Origin of the sequence: Dyadobacter frigoris (assembly GCF_005280585.1) — a bacterium.
GTDB lineage: Bacteria > Bacteroidota > Bacteroidia > Cytophagales > Spirosomataceae > Dyadobacter > Dyadobacter frigoris.
In genome coordinates, this window is sequence record NZ_SZVO01000010.1 from 245,493 (window position 1) to 271,081 (window position 25,589).

At 40.8% G+C, this 25,589-nt stretch carries 21 protein-coding genes; 12 read left to right on the top strand and 9 right to left on the bottom strand.

Annotation, left to right across the window (positions count from 1 at the left end; all coding sequences use genetic code 11):
* Positions 1-148: 148 nt before the first annotated feature.
* Complete coding sequence (locus tag FDK13_RS21540; protein WP_137342084.1) at positions 149-1,381, bottom strand: DUF4374 domain-containing protein; 1,233 nt, start codon at positions 1,379-1,381, stop codon at positions 149-151.
* 43 nt (positions 1,382-1,424) lie between these two features.
* A complete protein-coding gene (locus FDK13_RS21545; RefSeq protein WP_137342085.1) occupies positions 1,425-3,800 on the bottom strand; it encodes a TonB-dependent receptor in 2,376 nt (791 codons plus the stop codon).
* Positions 3,801-4,234: 434 nt separating this feature from the next.
* On the opposite strand from FDK13_RS21545, the gene FDK13_RS21550 reads away from it, so the two are divergent.
* Both FDK13_RS21550 and FDK13_RS21555 read left to right on the top strand, forming a co-directional pair.
* Positions 4,235-4,600, top strand: a complete 366-nt coding sequence (locus FDK13_RS21550) for a hypothetical protein (RefSeq protein WP_137342086.1) — start codon at positions 4,235-4,237, stop codon at positions 4,598-4,600.
* Between the two features lie 139 nt (positions 4,601-4,739).
* Positions 4,740-5,333 (top strand): TetR/AcrR family transcriptional regulator, encoded by a 594-nt coding sequence (locus FDK13_RS21555; protein ID WP_137342087.1) that lies wholly within the window; start codon positions 4,740-4,742, stop codon positions 5,331-5,333.
* Positions 5,334-5,547: 214 nt separating this feature from the next.
* On the opposite strand, the gene FDK13_RS21560 is transcribed toward FDK13_RS21555, so the two are convergent.
* From FDK13_RS21560 to FDK13_RS21570, 4 genes are all read right to left on the bottom strand, one after another.
* Complete coding sequence (locus FDK13_RS21560) at positions 5,548-6,969, bottom strand: DUF1501 domain-containing protein (RefSeq protein ID WP_137342088.1); 1,422 nt, start codon at positions 6,967-6,969, stop codon at positions 5,548-5,550.
* Positions 6,970-7,077: 108 nt separating this feature from the next.
* Positions 7,078-9,381 carry a DUF1549 domain-containing protein gene (locus tag FDK13_RS21565; protein WP_137342172.1) on the bottom strand — a complete coding sequence of 768 codons (2,304 nt, stop codon included), beginning with the start codon at positions 9,379-9,381 and terminating at the stop codon, positions 7,078-7,080.
* A 664-nt stretch (positions 9,382-10,045) separates the two neighbouring features.
* The gene (locus FDK13_RS35510; protein ID WP_170982872.1) at positions 10,046-10,222 is read right to left on the bottom strand and encodes a hypothetical protein; all 177 of its coding nucleotides are present in this window, start codon (positions 10,220-10,222) and stop codon (positions 10,046-10,048) included.
* 187 nt (positions 10,223-10,409) lie between these two features.
* Positions 10,410-10,622 (bottom strand): HEPN domain-containing protein, encoded by a 213-nt coding sequence (locus FDK13_RS21570; protein ID WP_137342089.1) that lies wholly within the window; start codon positions 10,620-10,622, stop codon positions 10,410-10,412.
* A gap of 1,057 nt (positions 10,623-11,679) precedes the next feature.
* On the opposite strand from FDK13_RS21570, the gene FDK13_RS21575 reads away from it, so the two are divergent.
* From FDK13_RS21575 to FDK13_RS21600, 6 genes are all read left to right on the top strand, one after another.
* Positions 11,680-13,155: a sigma-54-dependent transcriptional regulator gene (locus tag FDK13_RS21575; RefSeq protein ID WP_137342090.1), complete on the top strand. Its 1,476-nt coding sequence runs from the start codon at positions 11,680-11,682 to the stop codon at positions 13,153-13,155.
* A 143-nt stretch (positions 13,156-13,298) separates the two neighbouring features.
* The gene (locus tag FDK13_RS21580; protein ID WP_170982873.1) at positions 13,299-14,018 is read left to right on the top strand and encodes an NRDE family protein; all 720 of its coding nucleotides are present in this window, start codon (positions 13,299-13,301) and stop codon (positions 14,016-14,018) included.
* Positions 14,005-15,108 carry an ATP-grasp domain-containing protein gene (locus FDK13_RS21585; RefSeq protein WP_181956150.1) on the top strand — a complete coding sequence of 368 codons (1,104 nt, stop codon included), beginning with the start codon at positions 14,005-14,007 and terminating at the stop codon, positions 15,106-15,108. Before FDK13_RS21580 ends, FDK13_RS21585 begins: the two co-directional genes overlap by 14 nt.
* Before the next feature lie 2 nt (positions 15,109-15,110).
* A complete protein-coding gene (locus FDK13_RS21590) occupies positions 15,111-15,728 on the top strand; it encodes a LysE family transporter (RefSeq protein ID WP_229216150.1) in 618 nt (205 codons plus the stop codon).
* A gap of 58 nt (positions 15,729-15,786) precedes the next feature.
* Positions 15,787-16,491, top strand: a complete 705-nt coding sequence (gene coaBC / locus FDK13_RS21595; RefSeq protein WP_137342092.1) for a bifunctional phosphopantothenoylcysteine decarboxylase/phosphopantothenate--cysteine ligase CoaBC — start codon at positions 15,787-15,789, stop codon at positions 16,489-16,491.
* 3 nt (positions 16,492-16,494) lie between these two features.
* Complete coding sequence (locus tag FDK13_RS21600; RefSeq protein ID WP_137342093.1) at positions 16,495-17,382, top strand: alpha/beta fold hydrolase; 888 nt, start codon at positions 16,495-16,497, stop codon at positions 17,380-17,382.
* Between the two features lie 80 nt (positions 17,383-17,462).
* On the opposite strand, the gene FDK13_RS21605 is transcribed toward FDK13_RS21600, so the two are convergent.
* From FDK13_RS21605 to FDK13_RS21615, 3 genes are all read right to left on the bottom strand, one after another.
* Positions 17,463-18,065: a hypothetical protein gene (locus FDK13_RS21605; RefSeq protein WP_137342094.1), complete on the bottom strand. Its 603-nt coding sequence runs from the start codon at positions 18,063-18,065 to the stop codon at positions 17,463-17,465.
* Positions 18,066-18,068: 3 nt separating this feature from the next.
* A complete protein-coding gene (locus tag FDK13_RS21610) occupies positions 18,069-19,232 on the bottom strand; it encodes an AAA family ATPase (protein WP_137342095.1) in 1,164 nt (387 codons plus the stop codon).
* 76 nt (positions 19,233-19,308) lie between these two features.
* Positions 19,309-23,184 carry a hybrid sensor histidine kinase/response regulator gene (locus FDK13_RS21615; RefSeq protein ID WP_170982874.1) on the bottom strand — a complete coding sequence of 1,292 codons (3,876 nt, stop codon included), beginning with the start codon at positions 23,182-23,184 and terminating at the stop codon, positions 19,309-19,311.
* Between the two features lie 344 nt (positions 23,185-23,528).
* On the opposite strand from FDK13_RS21615, the gene FDK13_RS21620 reads away from it, so the two are divergent.
* The 4 genes from FDK13_RS21620 to FDK13_RS21635 are packed head-to-tail and all read left to right on the top strand — an operon-like array spanning position 23,529 to position 25,566.
* Entirely contained in the window at positions 23,529-24,032 is a 504-nt protein-coding gene (locus tag FDK13_RS21620) for a DinB family protein (RefSeq protein ID WP_137342097.1), read from the top strand.
* A 38-nt stretch (positions 24,033-24,070) separates the two neighbouring features.
* Positions 24,071-24,610, top strand: a complete 540-nt coding sequence (locus tag FDK13_RS21625; RefSeq protein WP_137342098.1) for a YceI family protein — start codon at positions 24,071-24,073, stop codon at positions 24,608-24,610.
* A 23-nt stretch (positions 24,611-24,633) separates the two neighbouring features.
* Positions 24,634-25,092, top strand: coding sequence for a YHS domain-containing (seleno)protein (locus tag FDK13_RS21630; protein ID WP_137342099.1), 459 nt, complete (start codon positions 24,634-24,636; stop codon positions 25,090-25,092).
* Positions 25,093-25,122: 30 nt separating this feature from the next.
* Positions 25,123-25,566, top strand: coding sequence for a YHS domain-containing (seleno)protein (locus tag FDK13_RS21635; protein ID WP_137342100.1), 444 nt, complete (start codon positions 25,123-25,125; stop codon positions 25,564-25,566).
* Positions 25,567-25,589 lie beyond the last annotated feature (23 nt).

A 25,589-nucleotide genomic window follows, 5' to 3' on the forward strand; every position in this document is an offset into this window, starting at 1 on the left:
ATAAATGATTGAATGACAGAATGATTTAATTACAGAGTGATAGAATGAGTGAATGATAGAATGTGTGCGGTAAACTGGCTCTTTGTAATGACAAAGCTTATCCCCCCAAAGAAGCGGACAAGCCTTGTCTAAACTTTATTATCTACTTTTATTTCACTTTTACGATGGCCGTAATCGCACCTCCTTCAACTTTCAAACCTTGTTTGGCTGTTGCCGCAGCTATATCAACGCCATAAACCCAGCTTCCCGCGTCTGTGTTAATTCCAACATATACTGTTTTTCCATCTGCGCTAACTGTATTATTGTTGTAAGAAGCTGATGAAGATGCGATGGCCTCAGGCGCTCCGGTAACCCAGATAAAAGTCTGGTTGTAAAGATCTGCAATGGCAAGTCTTTTATTTCCAGTTGCGGTATTAACCGTTCCATACATGTATAGAAGCACTTTTCCATTGCTCAGATAAGTCTGATTAGCAATGTGATAGCCACCTGATTTCTCTTGTACATTGAAGAAATAGCTTTGATCAAACTCAGTAGTTCCTTTTTTGATCTTGACAAAAGCAGAAGGTTTTTTGGAAGACGCCACTCCGCTATTGGTTGCTGATGCCGGAGAAAATCCGTAAGCATCTCCATTTTCATCCACAGCTAATCCGTTGTTGAAATACGAACCGATAAAGCTTGTTCTATTGTCTTTTATTACTTTTTCAAGTTTCATACCCGGGTAAGAGAATACCGCAATCCAGCTGCTGTCAGGATAAGCTGTCCCAAAAACATCCGGTGCCGCACCTTTGATGCTCATGTATGGAGCAAAAACTTTATCTCCAACCTGCGTTGCCCCGGTGAAATGTGCACGTTCTCCGTTTCCTGCGAGTTTCACAATATTTTCCTGTCCTTCGGCAACAATTTTCGATTGGTCTGCATTGATACGGAACCATGAAGAACTTTCGTTTCCGCTTCTTGGCACTTTAATGATCAAAACATCATCACCCGCAGTAGCAAATACCTGAACCGTTTCACTCTGGAAATCAGAGGTTTTCACCAGCTCCCCTTTTTCGTCCAACGCATAAGTTGTAACAGCACCAGGATTTCCCTGACCATATAACAAACTAAAAAATTTGCCCTTGTGCGTAATATAATAACGATATGAACCATCCTGCTCAATTCCTTTTCCTACTGTACTGATCGTTCCCTGAGCAAGATCGCTCGTCGTAAGCAGATAATCAGCCACACCTGCCGAACCAACCGGCGTAGATGCTACTACGTATCTTGATTCGGTAACCACCACAGGATCTGTACCCGGATCAACGGTTTTATCATCACTGCATGCACTTAAAAACACACCTGTTCCCAACACAAAAAACCACTGTAAATATGACTTTTTCATTTCTTATTTATTTTAATTTAAAACTTATTGAATTGACTATTAATTATTTACTTATAAAATATCGAAGCTTGACGTAGAAACCACGGCTTGGTTTTTGAAGACTAAAATTGTCATATAACTTGCTGTCGAACATATTTTTACATTCTAAGGCGACGTTGTATCTTCCGTTTGCCATGGCATATACAATATTGACATCGTGACTAAGCTGGCGTGGAATATCAAGTTTGTCGCTTCCCAGACTTGGCCAGTACAGGTAATAAGCGTGGACAAAAAGCAGGTTATAACCGAAAGTCAGGGTGTTTCCCTTTTTGCCAAAATCTTTCAGGAAAAGTGCTGCATCAGCGTTCCCGAACATGAAAGGCATATTGGGGATCCGGTCTCGGTAGAGCGGACTTTCTGTTGTGTAACCATCCTCAAATTTTGTATTATTCCGTAGATCCTGGTAAGTAAGATTGACACCCGCCGTAAACAGTTGTCTGAATGAATAGCGGACTTCGCCATCGACACCAAAATTGGTCACATCAGCCAGGTTGTCCATAACCTGTTTTGTCTGATTAGCATTTAGCTTAGGACGGATAAAACCCTGGGCATCGCGGTACAAAACATTGGCATCAATACTGAACCTATGGATTTTATTAATGCTGGCCTGATAGCTGAATCCTAAATTGTAGTTATTACTTGTTTCTGGTTTTAAATCAATATTCCCTTCCAGATTCAATAGATCCCCAAAAAGTTCGTCTGTTTCCGGTAAGCGGCAACTCTTTTCAAATGAGCCCTTTAATTGCAGATTTTTATACAGAAAATAAGTTGAAGCAACTCCATAACCCAGCTTACTAAAACTGTTTTTTTGATCCATGTAAGCGATATCTCCCCAGTTTCCGCTTGGATTGTATGAAACAGAAAACTTGTTATGCTGGGAGAATTGCTTCACAAAAACGGACGTATTCCAACGGTCGCTGTAATCAAATTTGTAGCCTAAACCGAGTACATTTTTGGTGTTGATGCGTGGCTGTTCATATTTATCAGCATCAGGAAAAAGTTCATCTTTTCCTTTCCGGTTGAAGGTATTGTAAACGTTGTTGACGGTAATCGAATGGCGATCGTCAATCTGGTAACTCAAATTCGCCGTAGCCAGACCGTTGTTATTTCTGAATTTGTACAATGATCTTTCGCGCTCGCTTCCCAGTCCTTCGTATTGCTTAAATTGTTGAAACCAGTTGTAGCGGCGATAAACCGTGTCAATATTTTGTTCCTGTCCAAGGTTGTAGTTTGCTGATAGATTGAAATTCAATCCTTTAACAAAAAGATCTTTTTTCTGATATTTCAGGCTGGGCATAACAATATTTCCTCTCCTGTGCCATTTCCCGAAAACACTGACCATCCGCGCGCCAGTTTGAATCTCAGCTTTGTTCTGGCCAAGTGTAATTCCGATTAACAGCTTATCAGCAAATTTTTTCCCAACCACACCAATGTTTGCGATCAGAGTTTCATTATGATAGGTATCATGAAATCTTCGCAGCCGTTGATTCCTGAAATATTCGCCGGTGTTCACGTCAGCGACATCTACGTTGATCCAGTAGTTATTATCCGAAAAATTCTGAAATACATTCAGTTGTGCCGTGAAACCATTTTTGGCTGTATACCCTGCATTGATTGCCGTACGATGCGTGTTGAAAGAACCATAGGAATACGAAGCATCCAGATAACTGTTTTGTTTTGTGTTCGTTACAATATTAACAGCTCCGCCAAGTGCATCCGAACCGAGCCAGATTGGTACGACACCTTTGTAAACTTCTACCCTTTCGGCAAGGTTGATCGGAATATTATTGAGCTGAAAAGAGGAACCAAAATTGTCCATCGGCACGCCATCCAGGAAGAATTTTACCTGTCGACCTGTAAATCCATTCAGAGAAAAATTCATGTTAGAACCCACGCCTCCGCTTTCTCTAACCCTTACACCGGAAACGCGATCAAGTGCGTGAGATAAATCGAGTGTCGAATTTTGAAGCTTCTTTGCATCAATGGCCGTTACGTTATAGGCCTGACGGTTAATTTCCTTCGTTTCACTCCGACCGATAACTGAAATCGATTCCAGCTCTTTTGTGTCGGATTCAAGATGAAAGTTGATTTTTGGCTGCTCGCCCTCTTTAACAGTAATTTGTTTGGATTGAGCAAGATAACCCATGAAAGAAACCGTAAGCTGATAGGCGCCCGGCTTAACTTTTTCCAGATTATATTTTCCGTCCGCATTGGTAAATGTGCCAAAGGAAGTTCCTTTTAACGCTACGACGGCTCCCGGTAATACCTCGCCATCAGCAGATTTTATATGTCCTGTGATGCTTACCGGAGATTTTTGGGCAAATGTTATAATGGAAAGGGCACAAAAGATCCCTGTATGCAGAATTTTACTAATTTGCATTGCTTTAAAATGTTCAGCGTTTATAAGCATTGCGCTTTTGCGCAATGAGCCGGGTGGTTGCAGCCATCCGGTTTTTAATTATTGTGATAGAGGGGATTTTTTAGTAGCGGTCACGTCATGATTATGGTTTGTTAGGGTATACTGAATAATGGAAGTTTAATTGGTAGTAGCTTTAAAGAGGCCTTCCCACAGTTTTAAAAAAACTTTATTTTTAAGTCGCTCTCTAATAAGTAAATAGACTCATTCTAAATAAGAGTACAAAAGTACGTGCCGAAAATTGGATACACTTATACAATTTGCCGGTTCGGTTGGACAATCTGCACCTGTCTCATTTCATTCATCCTGTTATTTTTCCGTTCATGTATAGATCAGATAAAATTTGATCACGTACTGTATATTGCATAGTACCTTGTTAAACATAATAAAATTTAGCCATGAAACTTAAATTTATTTTGCTATTGCTTATTGTAAGCATATCAATTTCCTGCAAGCACTCAGGTGACGTAAAAATTTCGGTAAAGGACACTGATGAAGAGTACAAATTCACAGCTTATTTCGACGAAAAAAAGACCCGTGAAATTGTAAAAGTTATCGATCAGAATATTGCTCCTACCACCATTTCTTCTGATGAAGATGAAATTGATGTAACAACGATTCTGGACGACAAAACGAAATTTGATCTTCAATATTCACCAGGCGAAGTAATCATTAAATTTAATAAAAATGAGAACAGCAAATCCTCCTATATCAGAATCAAAAAAATGTGTGAGGAAATTAAAAAGGCCATTGGAAAAAAATAATTGGTTGCCTCTTACTGTTTCTATTCTCCGGCCGGACTCTCGCGTTTGGCCGGATTCTTTTTTATTCAAAATATTTTTTTATAACCTTTAATTATTAGACTTTTTAGTCTATTTTTGTATTGTTATTTACAATACAGTTATGGGAAAAGCAGAAAGAACACGGCAATTTATCATCCAGACAGCAGCCCCTATTTTTAACGAAAAAGGGATTGCAGGAACTACGATAGACGATGTTTTAGAAGCTACCAAAATGGCAAAAGGGGGCCTGTACGGTCACTTTGACAGCAAAGAAGAAATTGCTTATACGATGGTGGATTTCCTGTTGGGAAAACTTTCAGACAAAGTTATTTTGGAAGTTAGTAAAGAGAAAACGGCCAAAGGCAAGCTTTTCGCTTTTATGAATGTTTATAAAAATCCTCTGGCCTCTTACATAGAAGGTGGTTGTCCGATTTTGAATTTTGGTGTTGAGTCCGATGATACCAGTCCGGTGATAAAGAAAAAGGTGAAAAATATTATTGAAGGGACCAAAACAATGCTCACCGAAATCATTAATACCGGAATTATCAATAAAGAGTTTGCAGAAACAATTAATGCAGATGATTTTGCTCTGAAACTATTCTCAATGATGGAAGGTGGAATGATGGTATCACGCGTTACGAATTCCAACAAGCCGATGAACGACCTGATCAGAATGCTGAAAAAAGATCTGGAACTTCATGAAATCAAAACATAGTATCAAAACTACCGGCTAGCAATAAGAAAAAGTAATTGAGCTTGAAACGCATTGTCAGGAGTTAAAAAAGATTGGAATTAAAATAAACTGATGGATAAACTCAGCAAGCCAAAAAGCGTAGATTATTTTCAAACACAAACATTGCATTTCAAAATAATCTACGCTTGTCAATCTTGTCTCAAAAACCATAAATCTGGTTGCCAATCAATAACTTTTAGGTTAGCAACTCCATAACGGCTTTCCCTTTTCCGTCCGGTGTGGTGTAAAACGGACGTTTTTCCACTTCGTATTGTGTATCTTCTGCAATACCAAGTGCATGATAAATAGTTTGGTGAACGGCGTCTATTTTGATAGGATTTTCAATTGTTTTGCAGGGACGCTCGTCGGCCGTTTTACCATAAACAAAACCTTTTTTAATTCCTCCGCCAAACATCAGCATCGATCCTGCATCAGTGAAATGACGATGCATTCCGTAAAATTTCATATCCGACAAAACATCAGGCTGTGCAACCTGCTCCTGAACTTTCAGGTCCGGACTGCCTTCCACCATAATATCACGACTGAATTCACTAGCCAATACCACCATCGTCCTGTCAAGCAATCCCTGTTTGTCCAAATCTTTAATCAACTGGGCAATCGGGCCATCAATTTGTTTTTTCATTTCAACAAGGCGGGTATTTCCATTTTCATGGGTGTCCCAACCTTTAAATGGCTCATATTCAGTAGTCACACTGATAAACCGGGCGCCCTGTTCAGTTAATCTTCTGGCAAGGAGGCAACCCAGGCCAAACTTTCCGGTATTATAAATATTATAGCTTTCTTTTGGCTCAGTACTCAAATCAAACGCTTTCGATTCCGGCGAATTTAACAACGCATAGGCTTGTTCCATGGAACGTTTCAAGGATTCGCGCTGATAGTCACTGCCAAATTCCCCAACCGGACTGTTACTTATCAGTTCATTATAAAGCTGATTTCTTCTTTCAAAACGTTTGGCGTCCATGCCCACCGGTGGACGCACGCTATCCAGTCCCTGGCTTGGATCCGGAATAAAAAAAGGACCAAACTCATTTCCCAAAAAACCGGCCGTATGAAAAGCTTTTAACTCTTCACCTTCACCCAACGTAAAGCGCTGGCCAATATCAATAAAAGCGGGAATCACCGGATTTTTTGGTCCAAGTTCCTTGGCAATCCACGAACCTAAATGCGGAGCTGCAACGGTTTGAGGCGGTTCGTAACAGGTATGCCAGTGATACTGATGCCGGGAGTGAAGAATATGCCCCATGTCCGCAGCCGTGTAGGAACGGATTAAGGTTCCTTTGTCCATTACTTTTCCAATCGATTGCAGTCCATCCGAAAAATGAATTCCGTCCAATACCGTCGGAATTGATTTAAATGTGCTCAACACCCGATTGCCTTCCATACCTGTCTTGTAGGGCGTGTAAAGCTTGGGGTCAAAAGTTTCTGTATGCGCCATTCCACCAGCCATCCAAAGCAGGATAACGGTGTCAGCGGTTGAATTTGCTCCGGGTTTACAGCCGGTTAAAACGTTTGCCATCGGTGACCCTGCGGCCAAAGCGGCTAATGTCGCAGCGCTGGTTCTTTGCAGGAATTCTCTTCTGTTCCAAGTGGATTTCATTTTTAGGATTTAGCTTTTAGCATTTGGGATTTAGCCAGGCGCGTCTTTTATTATAAACGATATTTTGGTTTTAATCACTATATCAATTTCAAGATAAGTGGTATTAGATCAATAAATTAACTGAAATTCCGGTACAAGCGTGAGTGCCCATACAAGATCCTGAATTCCTTCTTCACTTGGTTTAGTACCAAGGATTTTTCTGGCCGCAGCCAATTCCTTCGGCACAGGATTTCTTCCCAACGCACGTTTGTAAAGCTCAGTTACAAGCGTATCTGTTGTTGGATATTTTACAATCCATTCTTTTGCTCCGCTTTTCAAGGTCTGGGTAAATTTATTTCCATTGGTAAGTTCCAGAGCTTGCAACAAGTTCGCCTGGGAAGTTCTGCTGGTACTCACAGTTTCCCGGTTTGGCCTTCCCAGTGAAGTCAGGAAAGGATCATTTTTCACCAGAGCAGCTCTGGCAAACGGGATTTTTGTTTTTATTTTTTCCGGTAAAAGATTGAAAACAATTGCAGAATCTGAATACATCGGTTTGAAAGAAGTACTGATGGCGTCTGTAAATTGTTCAGCCGTCAATCTTCTTCGCACCATCCCGGTAAATTTATAACTGTTGGCCATAATATCGCCGGGCTCTTTCACCGAAGACGACGGAAGCTGATACGTTTTTGAAGTAACGATTGTCAAAATCAGTTTTTTCATATCATAACCATTTTTCTCAAAATCAGAAGCAAGCCAGTCGAGCAAATCTTCACTCCATGGCATGTTATCCATCATATCAACAGGCTCTACAATCCCGCGCCCCAAAAGCTGGGCCCAGATCCGGTTCACAACCGTTCTATAAAGTCTTCCGTCTTTTGGTTGTACCAGATAATCAGCAAGTTGTCTCAAACGTTTTTCAGTACTTGCATTGACTGTAATTTCACCAAGTTCAGGATATAGTATTTTGGTCCCTGCAATTTTTCCGGTCGGCTTGTCGCAGCGGTTTATTTCCAGCAAAGTATCGGCAAAAATATTGGCAAAGGCATAAGAATCAGCCAGTTTCCAGTCGCTGATAAAGCTGTCATGACACGAAGCACATTTCAAATTCAACCCCAGCAAAACCTGTGAAACATTTTGCGCAGCCTGCATTTCCGTACGCTGACTTGAATTAATCGTTCCTCTCCATTTGATTCCTCTGATAAAACCTTCCGATCCTTTCACCGGACTTATCAATTCCTTTACAAACCAGTTGTACGGCTTGTTCACTTCCAGGGAGGTATATAGCCATTTGGTAATATCAAACCGGCCGCCGGTAATATAACCCGTTCCGGTATAATCATTCCGGAGCGCATCATTCCAAAAAGATAACCAATGCTGGGCATAATCATCATTCCGGGTTAACAGTTCCTTCGCCAAGGCAGCTCTTTTATCCGGATGTTGATCAGCAACAAAAGCTTCCACTTTTTCAGGTGGCGGTAATAATCCGACTATATCCAGATATACACGACGAATATAAATCCTGTCGTTTACCACCGGTTTCCATTCAATTTTGTTTTTTTGAAAATACACATTTACAAACCTGTCAATGGGCTGAACAATATCCCCACTTGCCGCTGGAAGTTCCGGCATCCTTGGTTCCAAAGCCGCAACGCGATAGATACTTTTTTCTTTTCCATCCGGCCAAAGTGCACCTTTTTCAATCCAGAATTTAAGCACAGTCACTTCCTTTTCTGTCAATCTTTTCCCTTTTGTCGGCATGGCTTCCTTATCACCGGACGGCAAAGATATTCTTCTGATCAGCTCACTTTTATCGGGATGATTTGGGATAACTACCACGCCGTCTTCGCCGCCTTTCATAATTCTGTCCTTGCTATCCAGCCTCAAATCCCCTTTTACTTTTTGCTCTCCGTGGCAACTGTAACAGTTGTGAGCCAGAATTGTCCTGACTTCAACATTCAGTTCCTGAACCTGTTGCGGACTTAATGCACCATTATTTGTCAGAACAAAATCAGCTTCCTGAGCGCCGGGTTTTTCAGGTTTTGAAAAGGGAAGTACACTAGACAAATAATCATCACCATGTGTTAACATAGCGCCGTAATGTCCGGCAAAAGAAACTCCGAAAACAGTCAGAAATAAGAATGATCGAAAAGCTGCTACCCGGTTGTATCGAATTAACAAAGCTGTTATGAGCGAAAATACCATCGTAGCAATACCAGACCAGCGGTGAATTTCAAGACTATCACCGCCATATTCACCTTCACTTGCCAAAAGCCATCCGAAAATCACGGCTAGTACAGCGCTTCCCGCTCCCACCAAAACCAGAATATTAATCGCATCTTTTAATTTTCCGCTTTTACCACGCCAATCGATAATTTCTAAAATCAATGCAATGCAAAGTAGAGCAACAGGGAAATGAACCATAAGCGGGTGCAATCGCCCAAAAAATTGCCAGAGCCAGAAAGTTTCAGTAGTTTGAAGTAACACGGTTAAAACAAGGGGTTATAAGTCAATCTTTGTAAATATGTAAAGAAAACGATGATTCTTTGGCTTAATTAGCCTGAACTGCAATTTTCTTTTCTTATCAGATAAGCCAAAAGAATAGGATTTTTACCCGGTTTGTGAAAGCGTTTCTAAAATTTAAGAGAAGTCTGGTGATTCCCTAGCAAAGTTTTCCAGACGCTGACATGTTAAATACATAGAAAACAAAAGCTCCCCTGGCCATATGTTTGTTTCTATTTGGCGTGAAGTGATTAAATATCAAACGGGTTCATTTAAAAGTTATAGAAAATGTTCTATCAGCTCGGGGTTGGTAAATTTCAGGTTTTATCCAAACTTTTAATCAATTTTCCCAGATTTGGGGCATCTAACAATAAAAAAAACGTCAGATTGACGGCTTCAAGTTCTTAGTATCTGATTAACTTATTTCATTTCGAAAATTTCAGATTCGTGCCGTCTTGTGCGGTAATACTCTTCGTCAGCATCAAAGTTGAATTTTGCCTTTTCTTTGAAAGCCGCGGGGTCTACAAAAATTTTCACCGTATTGATTGCTCTACACTCAGGTTTTTCGAAATACGTAAATACGAAATTATTAATCTTTTTAATCCTTCCGTATTCTTTCTGGTAAATCAATGACGGCGCTAGGACCACAAGCACATATGTGCCAGGAACCATTCCACCCAGGAGCTAAACTAAAAGCTTCAATCTCAAGGCCGCTTTCTATTTTGGCCCGCTCAAAAGCATTCTTTAATTTTTCTACCAATAATTCCTTATCCATACCATAAATATTTTGACTGCATCTACAAACTCTAGTGCCATTCTTTCGCTGCACCCGATTTTATACCTTCTTTGCTCATTCCACACAGAAATTTTAACCCATGCCTCACTAAAAATTTCATCACTCGTGCTATTTTCTACAAATACAGGAAATTAGCTGGATAAAATAACTGAGTCACTCATTATATCTATTTAAATGATCTTGCTCTTGCATCCTCTAAAATGCCATTCCCTTCGAACATTTCAACACTAAGCCGGTTGCAAATTGCCGATTTCAATGAAAATTCTACCGCATATCCACACAAGTAATAAGCAGCATCAAAGAACTCCTTTTCAAGTAAAGCCTCTGATTCCAGAATCTTATTCTCGGCCATTTCCTGAAATTGTAATCGTGTTGCCAAGCGTAACTATTTTAAAATCAAAGAACAGTATTTAAAAACAATACCAAATCATCGAAAGCCAATAACACATTATCGTTTTTCAAATCTAAATTTTAAACCACCCATTTGCCAGAAAAGTTTAGCAAATATTTTAATAGTATGTTTAAGTGAAGACGGTTTCGTGCAAATTATATAGAGAGTTTTTTTTACACAAGTCATTAGAAACACCGTGACTTGCACCGTGATAAAACAAAAAAGACTTAGCGAATAAACGCTAAGTCTTTGATTATCAAATGATCCCGTTGTAATCATATCAAAAATTATAAACAACTGAAAATCAATGACAAAACCTCCTACAAATTTCTCAACTCACCGAATCACTCACCAATCTTGAATTTGCAATTACTAGTAGTAAAAATACGAATTCACATATCAATTTGCAAATCAAGAATATTATATTGATAACTCTGTCTACATAGACACACTAAAGCTCACAAATCTTAACAGTGATCGACATAAAACTGGTAAAAAATCGAAAGAATTATTAGTTTTCATTCCATTATTTTATTGCAAATCTTCAACTATACGCTCGATTGTTTTTGCGAGACAATTATTATCTGCCAGATATTTCGCTTGAGATTAGGTTATTCTTCAACAATGTAGCCGTTCTTTTTATGGTGTTATGCTTCATAGTATCTATAAATTAGATAAATGGTTACAAGTGAAACCCCTATTAAAAATACCACCTGAAATCGCATTTTGTATGATAGTTTATTTATAGGAATGTTCATTTTGTATTATGCTTTGCAAAAAAGTACGGTTTTCCGGAGCAATCTCTACCTACCGTGTAAGAAAATTACCTATCCTTCAAATTAATTGACTTTCTTGCTCCGTTTGACGTAAATTCGCTCAATTGATCAGCTTCATGTTATTTGCCAAAAATAGATTACTTTTCATATCAATTGTCTGACTTATCTGCCGAAATGTTTTGTACCAGGCGCCAGCACTTTCGACCTTAAATACTATTAGCTATAAAGTTACATTAGATCGTAAAGCATTAAAATTCCTTCCAAATCTCATGAAAACCGAATCCGAAAAATCAAAAAACACCATTCTGATCGTTGACGACACGCCTGCCAACATCAGTATTTTGTTTGACGTACTCTCAAAAGCGGGTTATAAGGTTCTGGTCGCTACTGATGGAAAAAGTGCTATTGAACAGGCAAAATATGCTTTACCGGATCTTATTCTTCTGGATGTGATGATGCCCGGAATGAGCGGATTTGAGACCTGCCGTCAGTTAAAAACCCATATTGCTACGGAGCCGATTCCTGTCATTTTTATGACGGCCCTTACAGAGACCGTAAACAAGATTAATGGTTTCAATATGGGTGCGGTGGATTACATCACCAAACCTTTCGAAATCCACGAAGTCCAGTCCCGTATTGGAACACACCTGGCACTGGCAAATCTCAGACAAAAACTGGAACAATTGGTGACTGAAAGAACAGCAGATCTGAATAAGGCGCTCACCGAGGTGGAACAACTCAAAGATCAGCTGCAGGCGGAAAATGTATATCTCAAAGAAGAAATAAAGCAATCCAAAAATCCGGATGATATTATCAGCCAAAGCAAGATCTTTGAAAAAGTTTTGACCAAAATCAAACAGGTTGCCCCAACTAACAGTACTGTTCTGATCACAGGAGAATCCGGCACAGGAAAAGAATTACTTGCCCGGGCCGTACATAATCTGAGCGGAAGAAAAAACCGTCCTTTGATCAAACTCAATTGTGCAGCTTTACCGGCAAGTCTGATTGAGAGTGAGTTATTCGGACATGAAAAAGGATCATTCACGGGAGCAACTGCGCAGAAATCCGGACGTTTCGAACTTGCAGATGGTGGAACTATATTTCTGGACGAAATTGGCGAAATGCCACTGGAATTACAGGCAAAGTTACTTCGGGTATTGCAGGAAGGTGAATTTGAACGGGTGGGCAGTACCAAAACATTGAAAGTGAATGTCCGCGTCATCGCCGCTACGAACCGAGACCTGGAAAAAGAAATTACCGAGCAGCGCTTTCGAGAAGACCTTTATTATCGCCTGAACGTATTTCCTGTTTTCAGCATTCCGCTACGCGAGAGGAAGGAAGACATTCCTTTGCTGGTCAGGTATTTCTGTCAGAAACATGGAACAGAACAAGGCAAAGTAATTGATCAGATTCCTCAGAAAGCGATCGATATGCTGACTTCCTACCATTGGCCGGGTAACATCCGTGAACTGGAAAATGTGGTAGAGCGCTCCATCATCATGTCGCCCGGCAGAACGCTGATACTCGATGACTGGTCGCCACGAAAGCCTGTTGCAGCAGCCAAAGGAAATATGATGACCATGGAAGAATGTGAAAGGGAACACATCATCCATGTACTTGAAAAAACCCTTTGGAAAGTAAGCGGGAAAAACGGGGCCGCACAAATTCTTGACATGATTCCCACAACGCTTGACTCCAGAATGCGAAAACTCGGAATCAAAAAACCTGATCAATTCACGCTTTAAAAAGATTTTCACGAAATATCGGAAATTTAACCAAGCCTAATAATTTGTAATTTAGATTTAAATTATTGATTTTAAGATATTTAACCAAATAAAAATCTGAGGTATAGCAATTGATACACCTTATTAAAAAAAAGGTAATCAATATGTGTACAGTTAGCTATCTTCCGGGCCAAAGTGGTTTTATTCTTACCTCCAGCAGGGACGAGAGAATTACCCGTCCTGCCGCCAAACTTTCAGGACCTGTTATCATTCATGATCATGAGGTTACATTTCCGAAAGATCCGCAAGGTCATGGTAGCTGGATCGCCAGTTCAAAAACCCGGACTGTTTGTCTGCTCAACGGGGCTTTTACAGCACACCACCCCAAGCCGCCTTACAAGCACAGCCGTGGACTCGTGGTACTTCATGCCTTCAATTATTTTACAATCCAAAATTTCATATCTGCCTACGATTTCACAGGGTTGGAGCCATTTACGCTCCTTCTCGTCGAAATCGGGGAATTGTTCGTCCTGCGCTGGGATGGTAGCAAGTTGTTTGCAACAGAGCTGAATGCCTCTCAACCTCAAATCTGGTCGTCTGCAACACTTTATTCCCCCGAAATCATTAAGGCAAGACAAATTTGGTTCAGGCAATGGCTCAACGCTCCAGAGGATTTATCCCTGGAAAGCATCCGAAATTTTCACAAGACGGCCGGAGCAGGCGATCCTGAAAACGCTGTACTCATGCAGCGAGGTGATCAGTATGCAACGGTAAGCCTCACAAGTGTTGTCCGCTCGGAAAACCGGATGGAAATGACTTACGAAGACCTTATTCATTCCAAACTGACCCATCAAAAACTATCGCACGCTTATGTATCCAATTGAACTGACTGCACCTGAAACCAGAAAAAAGGAGGTTTCAGCGGGTAAAATAAAGAATTTTAAACCTGCTAAAAACGCCCGTTTAATACGGCTAAAAAGCTGGGAGTACTGGCCTTTTTCGGTTGTTTATATTCCTGTTTTTATCTATTGGCTCTGGCTTTCGATCAAGGCACGATCCTTCTTTTTTTTCTCAGCCTCCAATCCTTCCATTGAGTCGGGTGGTATGCTTGGGGAATCCAAAATTGACATTCTCGATTTGATCGATGATGGTTACAAACCGGTAACGGTATTTATTAAACGCGGATCAAATCCCGACCTGCTAGGCTGCAAGCTTAACTTTGCCGAAATGAATTTTCCGGTAATAGCCAAACCAAATGCAGGTGAGCGCGGCTGGCGGGTTGAAAAAATCGTTGACATGGAAGCTTTGGAAGCGTACCATCAAACAAGTCCAATAGATTATCTCATTCAGGAATATGTGGACTACCCGCTTGAACTGGGCGTTTTTTATTACCGTATGCCCGATCAGCAAAAAGGGACCATATCTTCCATTGTACAAAAAGAATTTCTCAGTGTGACAGGAAACGGTTTTGATAGCCTCGCAGATCTCATTTTAGCCAATGACCGCGCCGTTTTGCAATGGGATTTGTTGAAAGTAAAATACGCAGCTTTGTTATCATTTGTATTGCCAGACGAGGAAAAAATGACATTGGTATCGATCGGAAACCATTGCCTGGGCACCAAATTCCTGAATGCAAACCACCTGATAACCCCGGAACTCACGGCCGTTTTCGACCATATCAGCACGCAAATTGATGGCTTTTATTTTGGAAGATATGATCTCAGATGCACAAACCTGAAAGATCTTTATCTGGGGAAAAATATAAAAATCATGGAGTTAAACGGTGCCGGAGCAGAACCCGCACACATTTATGATCCGGGCTTTTCCATTCTGGAAGGCTGGAAAGTGCTTTTGCATCACTGGCATATACTCTATAAAATCAGCAGCTTCAATCACAAAAACGGCGTTGCTTACATGACTTTCAGGGAAGCAAAAACCATTTTAAAACGTATCAAAAAAGACAAACAATTTTGATCATGATGCCAACCTTATATTTAAACTTTTTTATCGGACTGCTTGTCAGTTTTTTAGGCACACTTCCGTTGGGCGTTCTTAATATTACGATCATGGATGTCTCGCTCAAAAAAGGAATAAATGCTGCGCTGCGTTTTGCCCTGGCGTGCGCTTTGGTGGAATTTGTATACAGTTACATTTCCGTGCAGCTAACCAGGTCGATCATCGATTTCCCGGCATTAAAACCAATTACGGAAGTCTTTGCCACAATGACCTTACTAGCCATGGGCATTTATTATATCCAGAAGCAAAACAGTTTGACAAAAACCAAACAAAAAACGGTGTCGTCCTTTTATCTGGGAACGTTGCTGAGTATTCTCAATGTCGTGGCCTTCCCATTCTGGATTTTGTATACCACACTTTTACAGGGTAAGGGACTTGTTGGCATTTCCGGCCAGGGACTGATCGTCATTTATGTGCTTGGCATTTCACTTGGTACCATCGCAGGTCTGCTCCCTTTTATCTACGGCAGCCGTTTTCTAACCCGTTTGGTAGCAGTTCACCAGCACCGGATGGATCGTATGATTGGTTCGCTCTTTCTGTTTCTCTCTGCTTGCCAGTTCATTTCGCTTTGGATATGATCCAGGCCTGTGAATGATCGTGACCATTTAAAACCCATACATATTTATTAAAATCAAGATGTTATCAACCAGAAATACAGGCTCATTTGCAGGCATCAAAGTACTGATCACAGCCGGGCCTACACGCGAAGCGATTGATCCCGTAAGGTTTATCAGCAACCATTCCACAGGCAAAATGGGATATGCAATAGCAGAAGAATTTTGCGATCGAGGCGCGGAAGTTACACTCATCAGCGGGCCTGTACAGGTAATCACCCAGAATCCTGCGATCCGGGTGGTGCCGGTAACCAGCGCTGCTCAAATGTATCTGGCTTGCTGCCAACACTTTGCAGAAAATGACATCATCGTACTTTCCGCTGCTGTTGCCGACTATACGCCAAAGTATGTGGCGAGTCAGAAAATCAAGAAAAAGGATGCCCAGTTCAGTATTGAACTGGTTAAGACCGTGGATATTGCGGCAGAATTGGGGACAAGAAAACAGCCTGGACAACGGATGATCGGCTTTGCACTGGAAACCGAAAATGAGCTCGAGAACGCCACAAAAAAACTGTATGCTAAAAATCTCGATATGATCGTCCTGAATTCATTACAGGATCCTGGCGCAGGATTTGGCTATGATACTAACCGGATTACCATTCTAAATCGCGACGGCTTGATCAAAAGTTTTGAGTTAAAAGACAAAAAAGAAGTCGCTAGCGATATTGTAAATAGCATTGAACTGCCTGTTTTGGAGCAAAAGGAACAGTACATTTTTTTGTCTTAAAAGATGGCTCAAAAAAACAGAATCAGCCAGAAAGTACTTTCGAAATCAGCAACCGGTGTAGTGGCGGTTCTTAGTTTGCTGTTGTTATCACAATGTATGTCTTTCAGAAAATCAGATAAAGAGATTGACGACTATTTTCAGGATTCCGCTCTAAAACCGTCCTTTCATTCCATTAAAACCGGCAACAGAATCATTCATTTTGCCGAAATCGGGCCGGATTCATTGCCGCTCGTAGTTTTTGTTCATGGCTCCCCAGGCTCCTGGACGGCTTTTATTGACTTTTTCAAAGATTCAGCCTTATATAATCATGCACATTTGGTTTCAGTGGACCGACTTGGTTTTGGCAAATCGGGCCTTGGAAAAATGGAAGCCTCCATGCAAAAACAAGCAAAGGCAATTGCAGATGTGATAAAGGCCGCGGCACCAAATTCGAGTGCCATACTGGTGGGGCATTCACTGGGTGGACCCGTCATTGCCAGGGTCGCCATGGATTATCCCGGGCAGGTTCGGAGCCTGATCATCGTAGCCGGTTCAATTGACCCGGATCTTGAAAAGAAAGAATGGTTCCGCCCGATAATAGGCTCATTTCCGATCCGCTATCTTTTACCTGTCGATCTCGATGTAAGTAACCGGGAGATCAGGCCTTTGAAAGGTGAATTAATACAAATGCTTCCGTTGTGGGCAAATATTCGTCTCCCTGTGATTGTAATTCAGGGCGAAGTGGATGATCTCGTTCCTCCCGGCAACGCCGATTTTGCTAAACGTATGCTGATCAATGCACCAGTTAAAGTTGAGATGATCCCCGAAATGAACCACTTTATTCCCTGGAGACGGCCGGATTTCATTCGGGATGCGGTTTTGGAACAGGTGAAAACTCAAAACAATAACTAATGAACATTTCAAATTCTCCTAATCGTTCTCTATCACTCCTTTTGACAAACAAATTCGAAACGAAATATCTTAGGATTTTTTTAGAGACGATAAACCTGATTTCCTGAATACTCCCAAAATTCAAACCCAAATGCTTCAATTGACGGATTAGGCATTCTAAGACCGGTGGTCACAGCTGTGCTCAATCTATTGAATGCAGTAGTCGCTGATATGAGCGGAGGTGCCATAGACTGCTTATTGAAAAAACAGCACTGCCTCACTGCATGAAGGTTTGCGAAAGTAATTATTGCAGGAACATTCATTATCATAGTTAACGATGCCAATAATTGAGAAATTGATTTATTTCTAACTTTGGATTTGGGCTTTCTATCTTTAAGCTCATTCAGCAAAAAATAATTTTGATTTGCTGTATGTACAATTAGGTCACACCTTTTTATTCCATTTTGAAATAAACTAGGCAAACCGGTTATGAATTTATCGTAATTAATAATTGTGACATCATACCCATTTATATTTTGATAAGCCGCCATTCCTGAGCCAGCCAAAGCGTGAATTTGTATTTCTCTATGGGCATCATCTTCTATTTCAAAGTAAACATCATTCGTATTTACGCTAATAGTAGCAGTTGTAGAAACTGGTAGTCCATAATGAGCTGTAAAATCATTCCTTAATAATATCTCCATGTTTTAGTCAAGCGCTGCATATTGATCATAAATATTGTTAATAGTTTCAGAAAGAGGGTTAGTATTTACAAGTCGTTCATTCTGAGCAATCAAGTCTTCCAGCTTTCCATCAACAACCTGGTAAACAGCTAAATTGTCATAATTTATTTTCGCTCCATCCGTGAGTTTACCTTTGTCAAAAGACTTTATTAACAAGTTTAAATGGTTGATGATATAAGGACTGTGTGTAGATAAAAACAATTCAATATCATTATCATTTCTAATGAAGCATTTATTAACCAAATCATTAATTAACTGGCATTGCGCATCAGGAAAAAGACTCAGTTCGGGTTCTTCAATATGTATGAATATTTTTTTACTAATTTCACTCAGGTTTTTTATCGCTTTAAAATCGGTCAGGTTGTTCGTATTAGATAAATAATTTAAAACCGACCGATTAAAAGCATCTTCAAAATTGAAATTTTTAGAAAAATACTGTGCAATCAGCGCTATTGGAACTGAGGTTTGTGTTCCGGAAGAGCTGTTTTTAAAATCGATTTCAAAAGCGCCTTTTTCCTTTGAAATCGATTGAATCGTATATTTTTTTCCCGAAGTAGTTTTCTTTATAGCGAATTTCAAATTTAAAAACTTCAAATCAAGGTCTTTTAAACTCTCAGAAGCCAAATCAAAATCTCTGTAAACTTCGTGAAAATAAAACCCCAAATAACCTCCTGTAAATGAAGCTCCTTTGTCTGACCACAATGGTATTATATTTCTCGTTTCAGAAATAAAACTCACCTTATTAAAATAGATATCTTCCTCTCTTATAAGTTCACTATTGCCAGTTCCACTGAGTTTATTATTTTTAAATACTATTTGATAAGTATTACCAGATTCGAATTTTGTCGAATAAATGATTTCAGTATCATACTTAATAAATTGCTCAAATCCACAATTTTTTAAATATGTTTCCATTCTAAATCTGAACGGAGATTTAGATATCTTGCTGTGTTTTAAGTATGAACGAATATTTTGCATTTTGTATATCCATCTAAACAAAGCAATGGCCTTCATCAGCGTACTCTTACCACTGCCTGATTCTCCTATAAGAACTGTAAATGGTTTTACAGTTTCAATATAGATATCCTTTATAGGCCCTAAATTCTTTATATGTATCGACTCTGTCATTATTCTGGAATAAATTATTGGCAAAGGTACTTAAATTAATATTTGAAGCACTCATCGTATAATATCATGAATATATTCATTTTCCGTTATAAATTTTGTTCACAATCAAATTCCCCTCCAAATACGCCCGAATCCTACCCATATCAAACTCCCCGGCCCATCTTCTCATTTGCTTAACAAACCCAATCGACTCCGGATACTCTACTTCAATTTCATCCAGTTTATCCATAATCCACTGAATATCACCCCTCAAAGCATATTCGTGCAATGCTTGCAGTTCGGCTACGGGCGGAAGGTTATCACTGGATTCTGAATCGTCAGCTGTTTCCAAAGCATGGGCTGGTTGACGCTGGTTTGCATAAGTCCATTCCAGATTCAGCAATTTACCTATGGAGCACAACAATGCCGACACATCGATTGGCTTGGATACAAAATCGTCAAAACCCTCACTTAAACTACGATTTTGGTTGGATTCAAAAACGTTTGCTGAGAAAGCGATCATTCTGGTTTGTGACAATTCCGGGTTCTTTTTCATGAGGTTGACGGCCTCAAATCCGGTTAAACGAGGCATCACCAGATCCATAATGACAAGGTCCGGAATGGATGTCGAAGCAAGTTCTACCGCTTCTTTTCCGTCAGACGCTTCCAGAACAAAAAAGCCGATCGATGCCAACAATTGAATCACAACTTCCCTGTTTTCAGCGTGGTCATCAACAATCAAAATGGTTTTTTGTTCGCCGGTATAACCTGTTATTCCGCGTTGCGACAAGGCAACCTCCGATTCCTCAGCCACCTGCCTGAGGACCAGATTTAACGTAAAAACACTCCCCTTCCCTATCTCGCTTTCAACTTCCAGCGACCCGTTCATTAACGCAACCAGATTATTGGCAATAGCCAGTCCAAGTCCGGTTCCCTCGGAGAATAACCGTTGATCTTTAACCTGATGAAAGGGGATAAATATTTCACTTAAATCCTCCTTTAAAATCCCGATGCCAGTATCCTTTACATTAAATTTCAGTTGATGGAAATCGGAATTTAATATCTTGCTTGTGATCTGAAAAACAATGCCTCCCTTTTCGGTGAATTTGATTGCATTACCCAGTAAATTATTGAGCACCTGCATAATCCGCTTTTCATCGCCTGCAACGACAACCGGCAAATGCTCGTCTGCGATCATCCTGAAAGTAAGTCCTTTTTCTTCTGCCCGGGATTGAAACAGGCTGGCTGTGTCTTCAAGAAGTCCGGACAAGCTAAATGCTGCGTTTTGAATTTCCAGTTTCTGCGCCTCGATTTTTGAAATATCCAGCACCTCATTAATCAGGTTCAATAAATGTTCGCCACTTTTCCGGATCACGGTCAACCCCTTTTCCTGGCTCGTAGTCAGCGCCGGCTCGCGTTGCAGTACCTGTGCGAAACCCAGAATGCCGTTGAGAGGCGTTCTAAGTTCATGGCTCATATTGGCCAGAAATTCACTTTTTGCATGGTTGGCTTTTTCGGCAACGTCTTTGGCAAGTTGCAACCGGGCAGCCTGCTCGACAAGTTCCTCTTTTTGCAAAACCACCTCAGCAGTGCGGCTATCGACCAGACTTTCCAGCTTATCCTTTTCATTTTTCAGGCGGCGTGTATATAACCAGATCACCAGACAAACCATCAGAAAAGCTGCCAAAGCATAAAGTAAATAGGCCCACCAGGTCCGAAACCATGGATCGAGGATATCGAATGAAAAGCTGCTTTCCTGGCTCAGCTCACGGTAAGGGTTTCTGGCCATGACATGAAAAACATAATGCCCGGCAGGTAAATTGGTATAATCTTTCCAGCTTTCTTTTGACCAGCGAGACCATTCCAGATCAGTCGCCATCACACCATCACCGATCAGCTTATAGCGAAATTCGTTTCCTGTTTCCCCCACATAACTAGTCGCAGCAAAACGAAAAGATACATCGCGGAAATTGTAAGACAATGGCGTTTTCAGCACTCCTGCCTGGTTTACCTTTTGATCCGAAATATTTAATAATGAATCATTTAGCAACAGTCTCACTTCACGGATCAGCACAGGGTACGATGGATGCATGGCCATTTGGATACCGTCATAACGGTACAAACCTTCATCATTCCCAACCCAAACGATCCCTGTTTTTTCCGGATAAATACAATACCCTTTACGCTGGATCGGCATCAGGCTAAGACTGTCCCACTCTGTTTTTCCGTCCGGCAATTGCCTGAGAATACCAAGGGGATTAGCGAACCACCAGTTTCTGGCGCTGTCTTCAACAAAATAAGGCGCACTATTGGCTGAATCCCGGAGAACACTTTTGAAAAGTGGTATCTCAACAAACTTCCCTTTCTCTCTGCTAAATTCGTAAACGTGATTTTTTGAAGTGAATTTCGGCTCACTGGAAGTAGAAAAAACGTAATTCCAGGAAAGGTCGTTTAATCCGGCACCTAGTTTTTTATGTGCAATATCCAGTTTGAGCCCAGTTTCCAGGTTTAGCCTGAAAAATCCATTTTTATTTGTACCCACCCAAACAGCCCCATCTACATCTTCTGCCAGAGACCGGCAATCTGCATGGAGATCCTTGATTCTGCCGATGGACTTCCAGGAATTATTTTCCAACTGATACAAAAATACGCCGTTAGACAGCGCTGCGAGAAGCAGCTGCGGATGGCTTTTTGGCCTCAGCAATGCATAAACAGATTCCCCGCCCGTATTTAAAACCTGTACCACAGTATTTTTTCTGATCCGAAAAATATTTTCAGAAGTCCCTGCATACAGATCTGCTCCGTCTGAAAGCAATGTACGACACGCATATTTTATCCCGGCTACCGGTTCGAAAATCTGTCGGACATTATTCCAGCCCAAAAGACCAATACCCGTTCCTACATAGAGCCGGCCTTCATGCCGGGTGATACTCCATACGGTTGAATTGATATTCTGGCTTCTTCCAAATTTGCTCACGGGCAGGTTATAACCGATCTGGCAAATGCCGCTGCCCGTCATGGCCCATAGGGAAAGCTGCTTGTCCAGGTACAATGAAGCAATACTATTCTGGTTAAATCCGGTGGAGCCATCGAGTTGCATTTGTTCCGTTCCGTGCTCGTTCAGGATACGGATGCCTCCAAACTGACTTGAAATAAAAAACAGATAAGATTTCGATTCTTTGTTGAAAGAACAGATAGCTCCGGTGATCCCTGCACTTTTGAGCCATTCATCTGATGCCGTTTTTAAGGGCTGTAACTTAGCCGAAAGTGCTGTGGGAGAATAAATAAACAGGCCGTTCTTCTCGGTCACGGCAAGCAGGCGATTTTCAGAATATTCGAGAAGTGCCTGGATTTTCAGATTTACAAACTGAGCACCGCTCAATGCCGGTTTAAGTTCATTACCAAACAGTTGCATTAGTTGGCCCGAGGACTTCTGCACATACAAAGTATTACGAATAAAACTCGCCGACAAAAAACGGTCTTCTGCTTTCCAGATTTTAAAGCTGTTTTTCCCCTGATAGCGGTAAATTTTTTTGACTGTACAAAAATAAATTCCCGTTGAATCAGAAAACAACCGGTTTACAGACAAAATACTACGCTCAGCGGCAGGCAATCTTTTGCTTAACGATATATACTGAACTTGTCCGCCAGGTTTGGAAAACAGATAACCGAAATCAGTGGACGAACCCACATATACAACCCCGTCCCCCCCAACTGCCAGTGACTTAACGGAACTGCCAGGCACCTCGATCAGTTTCCAGGTACTACCGTCATATTCCAGCACACCACTTTCATTACCTACGTAAATAATCCCGCGTTTATCCTGCACGATTGCCCAATTCTCCGGATGTGCCTGGTATATTTTTGGACTAAAATGCTGGATCAGCGGTGTTCCCACGCCCTGGCCAAACACAGCCAAACGGAAACCTGATAAGAAAATGTATATCAAAAAACCCCTTGTCAATATTTTCATAAAAACGGTCATACTTGTAAGCTACTTATGATAGGTAAGATGCTCAAATTCTGTTCCTTTCCATAATCAGGTTCTGTTCAAACGCAAATATTGCTGATTAAATCAGGTATTGCAGCTTTTCTGTTTGGAGACCAGCCAGCGATTTAAAAAATTCCAGTTCTTCAATTACGAAAGAACCGAACATTTACGAAATATCGGAAATTTCAATTCCTGGCATAAACTCGTTTATGTTCTAATTGTACGATTTCAGCGCATAGAGGCTGTTTTTTACTTGTTTTGATAGTGGGCACATCGTTTGAAGTATGGATAGGTATAAGACGCAACTCAAAACATACTTTCAAGCTATGAAATTACAAGATGTTTCCATAGAAATTTTAGGTCAGCTTATTGAAATGACAGACCAATTTTCGCAGGAAGAATATACCAGGTCCCTTGATCTGTTATCAAACAATTCTGTTGGCCGGCACTTACGGCACATCCTGGAATTCTACGACCTGGCCGTGCGCGCAGGCAACACGGGCAGACTCAATTATGACAAAAGAGACCGTAATCTGGCACTTGAAAACAGCCCCCGCGAAGCTGTTTCTAAAATGAAAGAGCTCATCGTTCTGATGCGGCTGATGAAAGAAGACATGGTACTGAAACTGGAAGCATCCTACTCTTCTGATACAAAAAATGATGTTAAGATCACCACCACTTTTTACAGGGAACTACTCTACAATGTAGAACATGCGGTGCATCATATGGCAATTATGGCTATAGCTGTGAAAGTTGATTTCAGGCATATCCGGTTATCCAAAAATTTCGGGGTTGCTTATTCGACTGTACAACACAAACAAACGGCCTGATATTAATCGCCTTTTGGATGGCATAAATAAAATAACCTATGATCAAGTACCTGTTTTTTGCCATCTGCATTTTTACCCCAGGCATTCTGACCGCACAGACATGGAATGTGCAGTCCACCAACATTTCCTTTCAGGCAAGCATGTTTGGGGCCGATGTAGATGGAACATTCAAAGGGTTTAAAGGATCTGTTATTTTCGATCCGCTCCATCCCGAAAGTGCGAGCATTTCAGGAAGTGTGGATGCCGCAACATTAACCACCGGCAATAGCCTCAGAGACCGCCACTTAAAAGAAAAGGAGCAATTCTTTGAAGCCATCAAATATCCGCGCATTACTATGAAATCAACAAAGATCGAAAAAGCGGCCACAGGTTATACCGGAACATTTGATCTGACACTGAAAACGGTCACTAAAAGTGTGAAAATACCTTTTACCTTTTTGAAAACAGGTTCAAACGCTATCATCAAAGCAAATGTTGAAATCAACCGCAAAGACTGGAAGTTCGGCGGAAACCCGATCGGAATGTCCGATAAAGTAAAGCTGAATTTTGAATTAAACCTATCGCCAGTAAACCTTTAAAAATACCAATCCATTTAAATACAATGAAAAATCTAATCGTTATTCTTTTTTTCTCTATCCTCTCAGCTCCAGTTTTTGCACAGGACGCGACCAAAAAGCTGGGAAATATTTCAAAATCCGGCCTCGCCATCGAAGGATACGATCCGGTAGCCTATTTTACTGCCAATAAGGCTATTGAAGGTAAAAAAGAAATTTCTACTTCGGACGCCGGTGTCACTTACTATTTTACTTCCGCTCAAAACCGGGACTTATTTAAATCAGAACCTGCTAAATACAAACCCCAATATGGAGGCTGGTGCGCCTATGCGATGGGAGAAAGCGGCGAGAAAGTCGAGATTGATCCGGGGACATTCAAGGTGCTGAACGGTAAGCTCTATCTGTTCTATAACAAGTACTTCAACAACACGCTCAAATCCTGGAACAAAGACGAAGTCAGCCTGAAAAAGAAGGCGGATGCGAACTGGGCAAAACTTTCAAAATAAACCATTCCAATTATTTAAAAGAAAATCATCATGAAAAAATCAATTTTAATTTCGTTGTTTCTGCTCGGTGCATTGACCATAACATTCGCTCAAAAATCAGAGATATTCGAAAAAGATGGGATAGCCATCAAAGGTTACGATGTAGTAGCCTTCCACACAGACGCCAAGGCGACAAAGGGAATCGAAAACTTCACCTACCGCTGGAAAGATACCAACTGGCTTTTTGAAAATCAGGCAAACCTGGATCTGTTCAAAAAAGACCCTGAAAAATATGCTCCGCAATACGGCGGCTATTGCGCTTATGGAACAGCGGACGGCCACAAAGCACCAACTGAAACGGATACCTGGACGGTGAAAGAAAATAAACTTTATTTCAATTACAATAAGAAAGTACAGACAGCATGGAATAAAGACCAGATGGGATACATTGAAAAGGCTGATAAAAACTGGGTGGAGATCAAGGATAAACCTTGACGGCTTTCCGCTTTCGAAAAAAT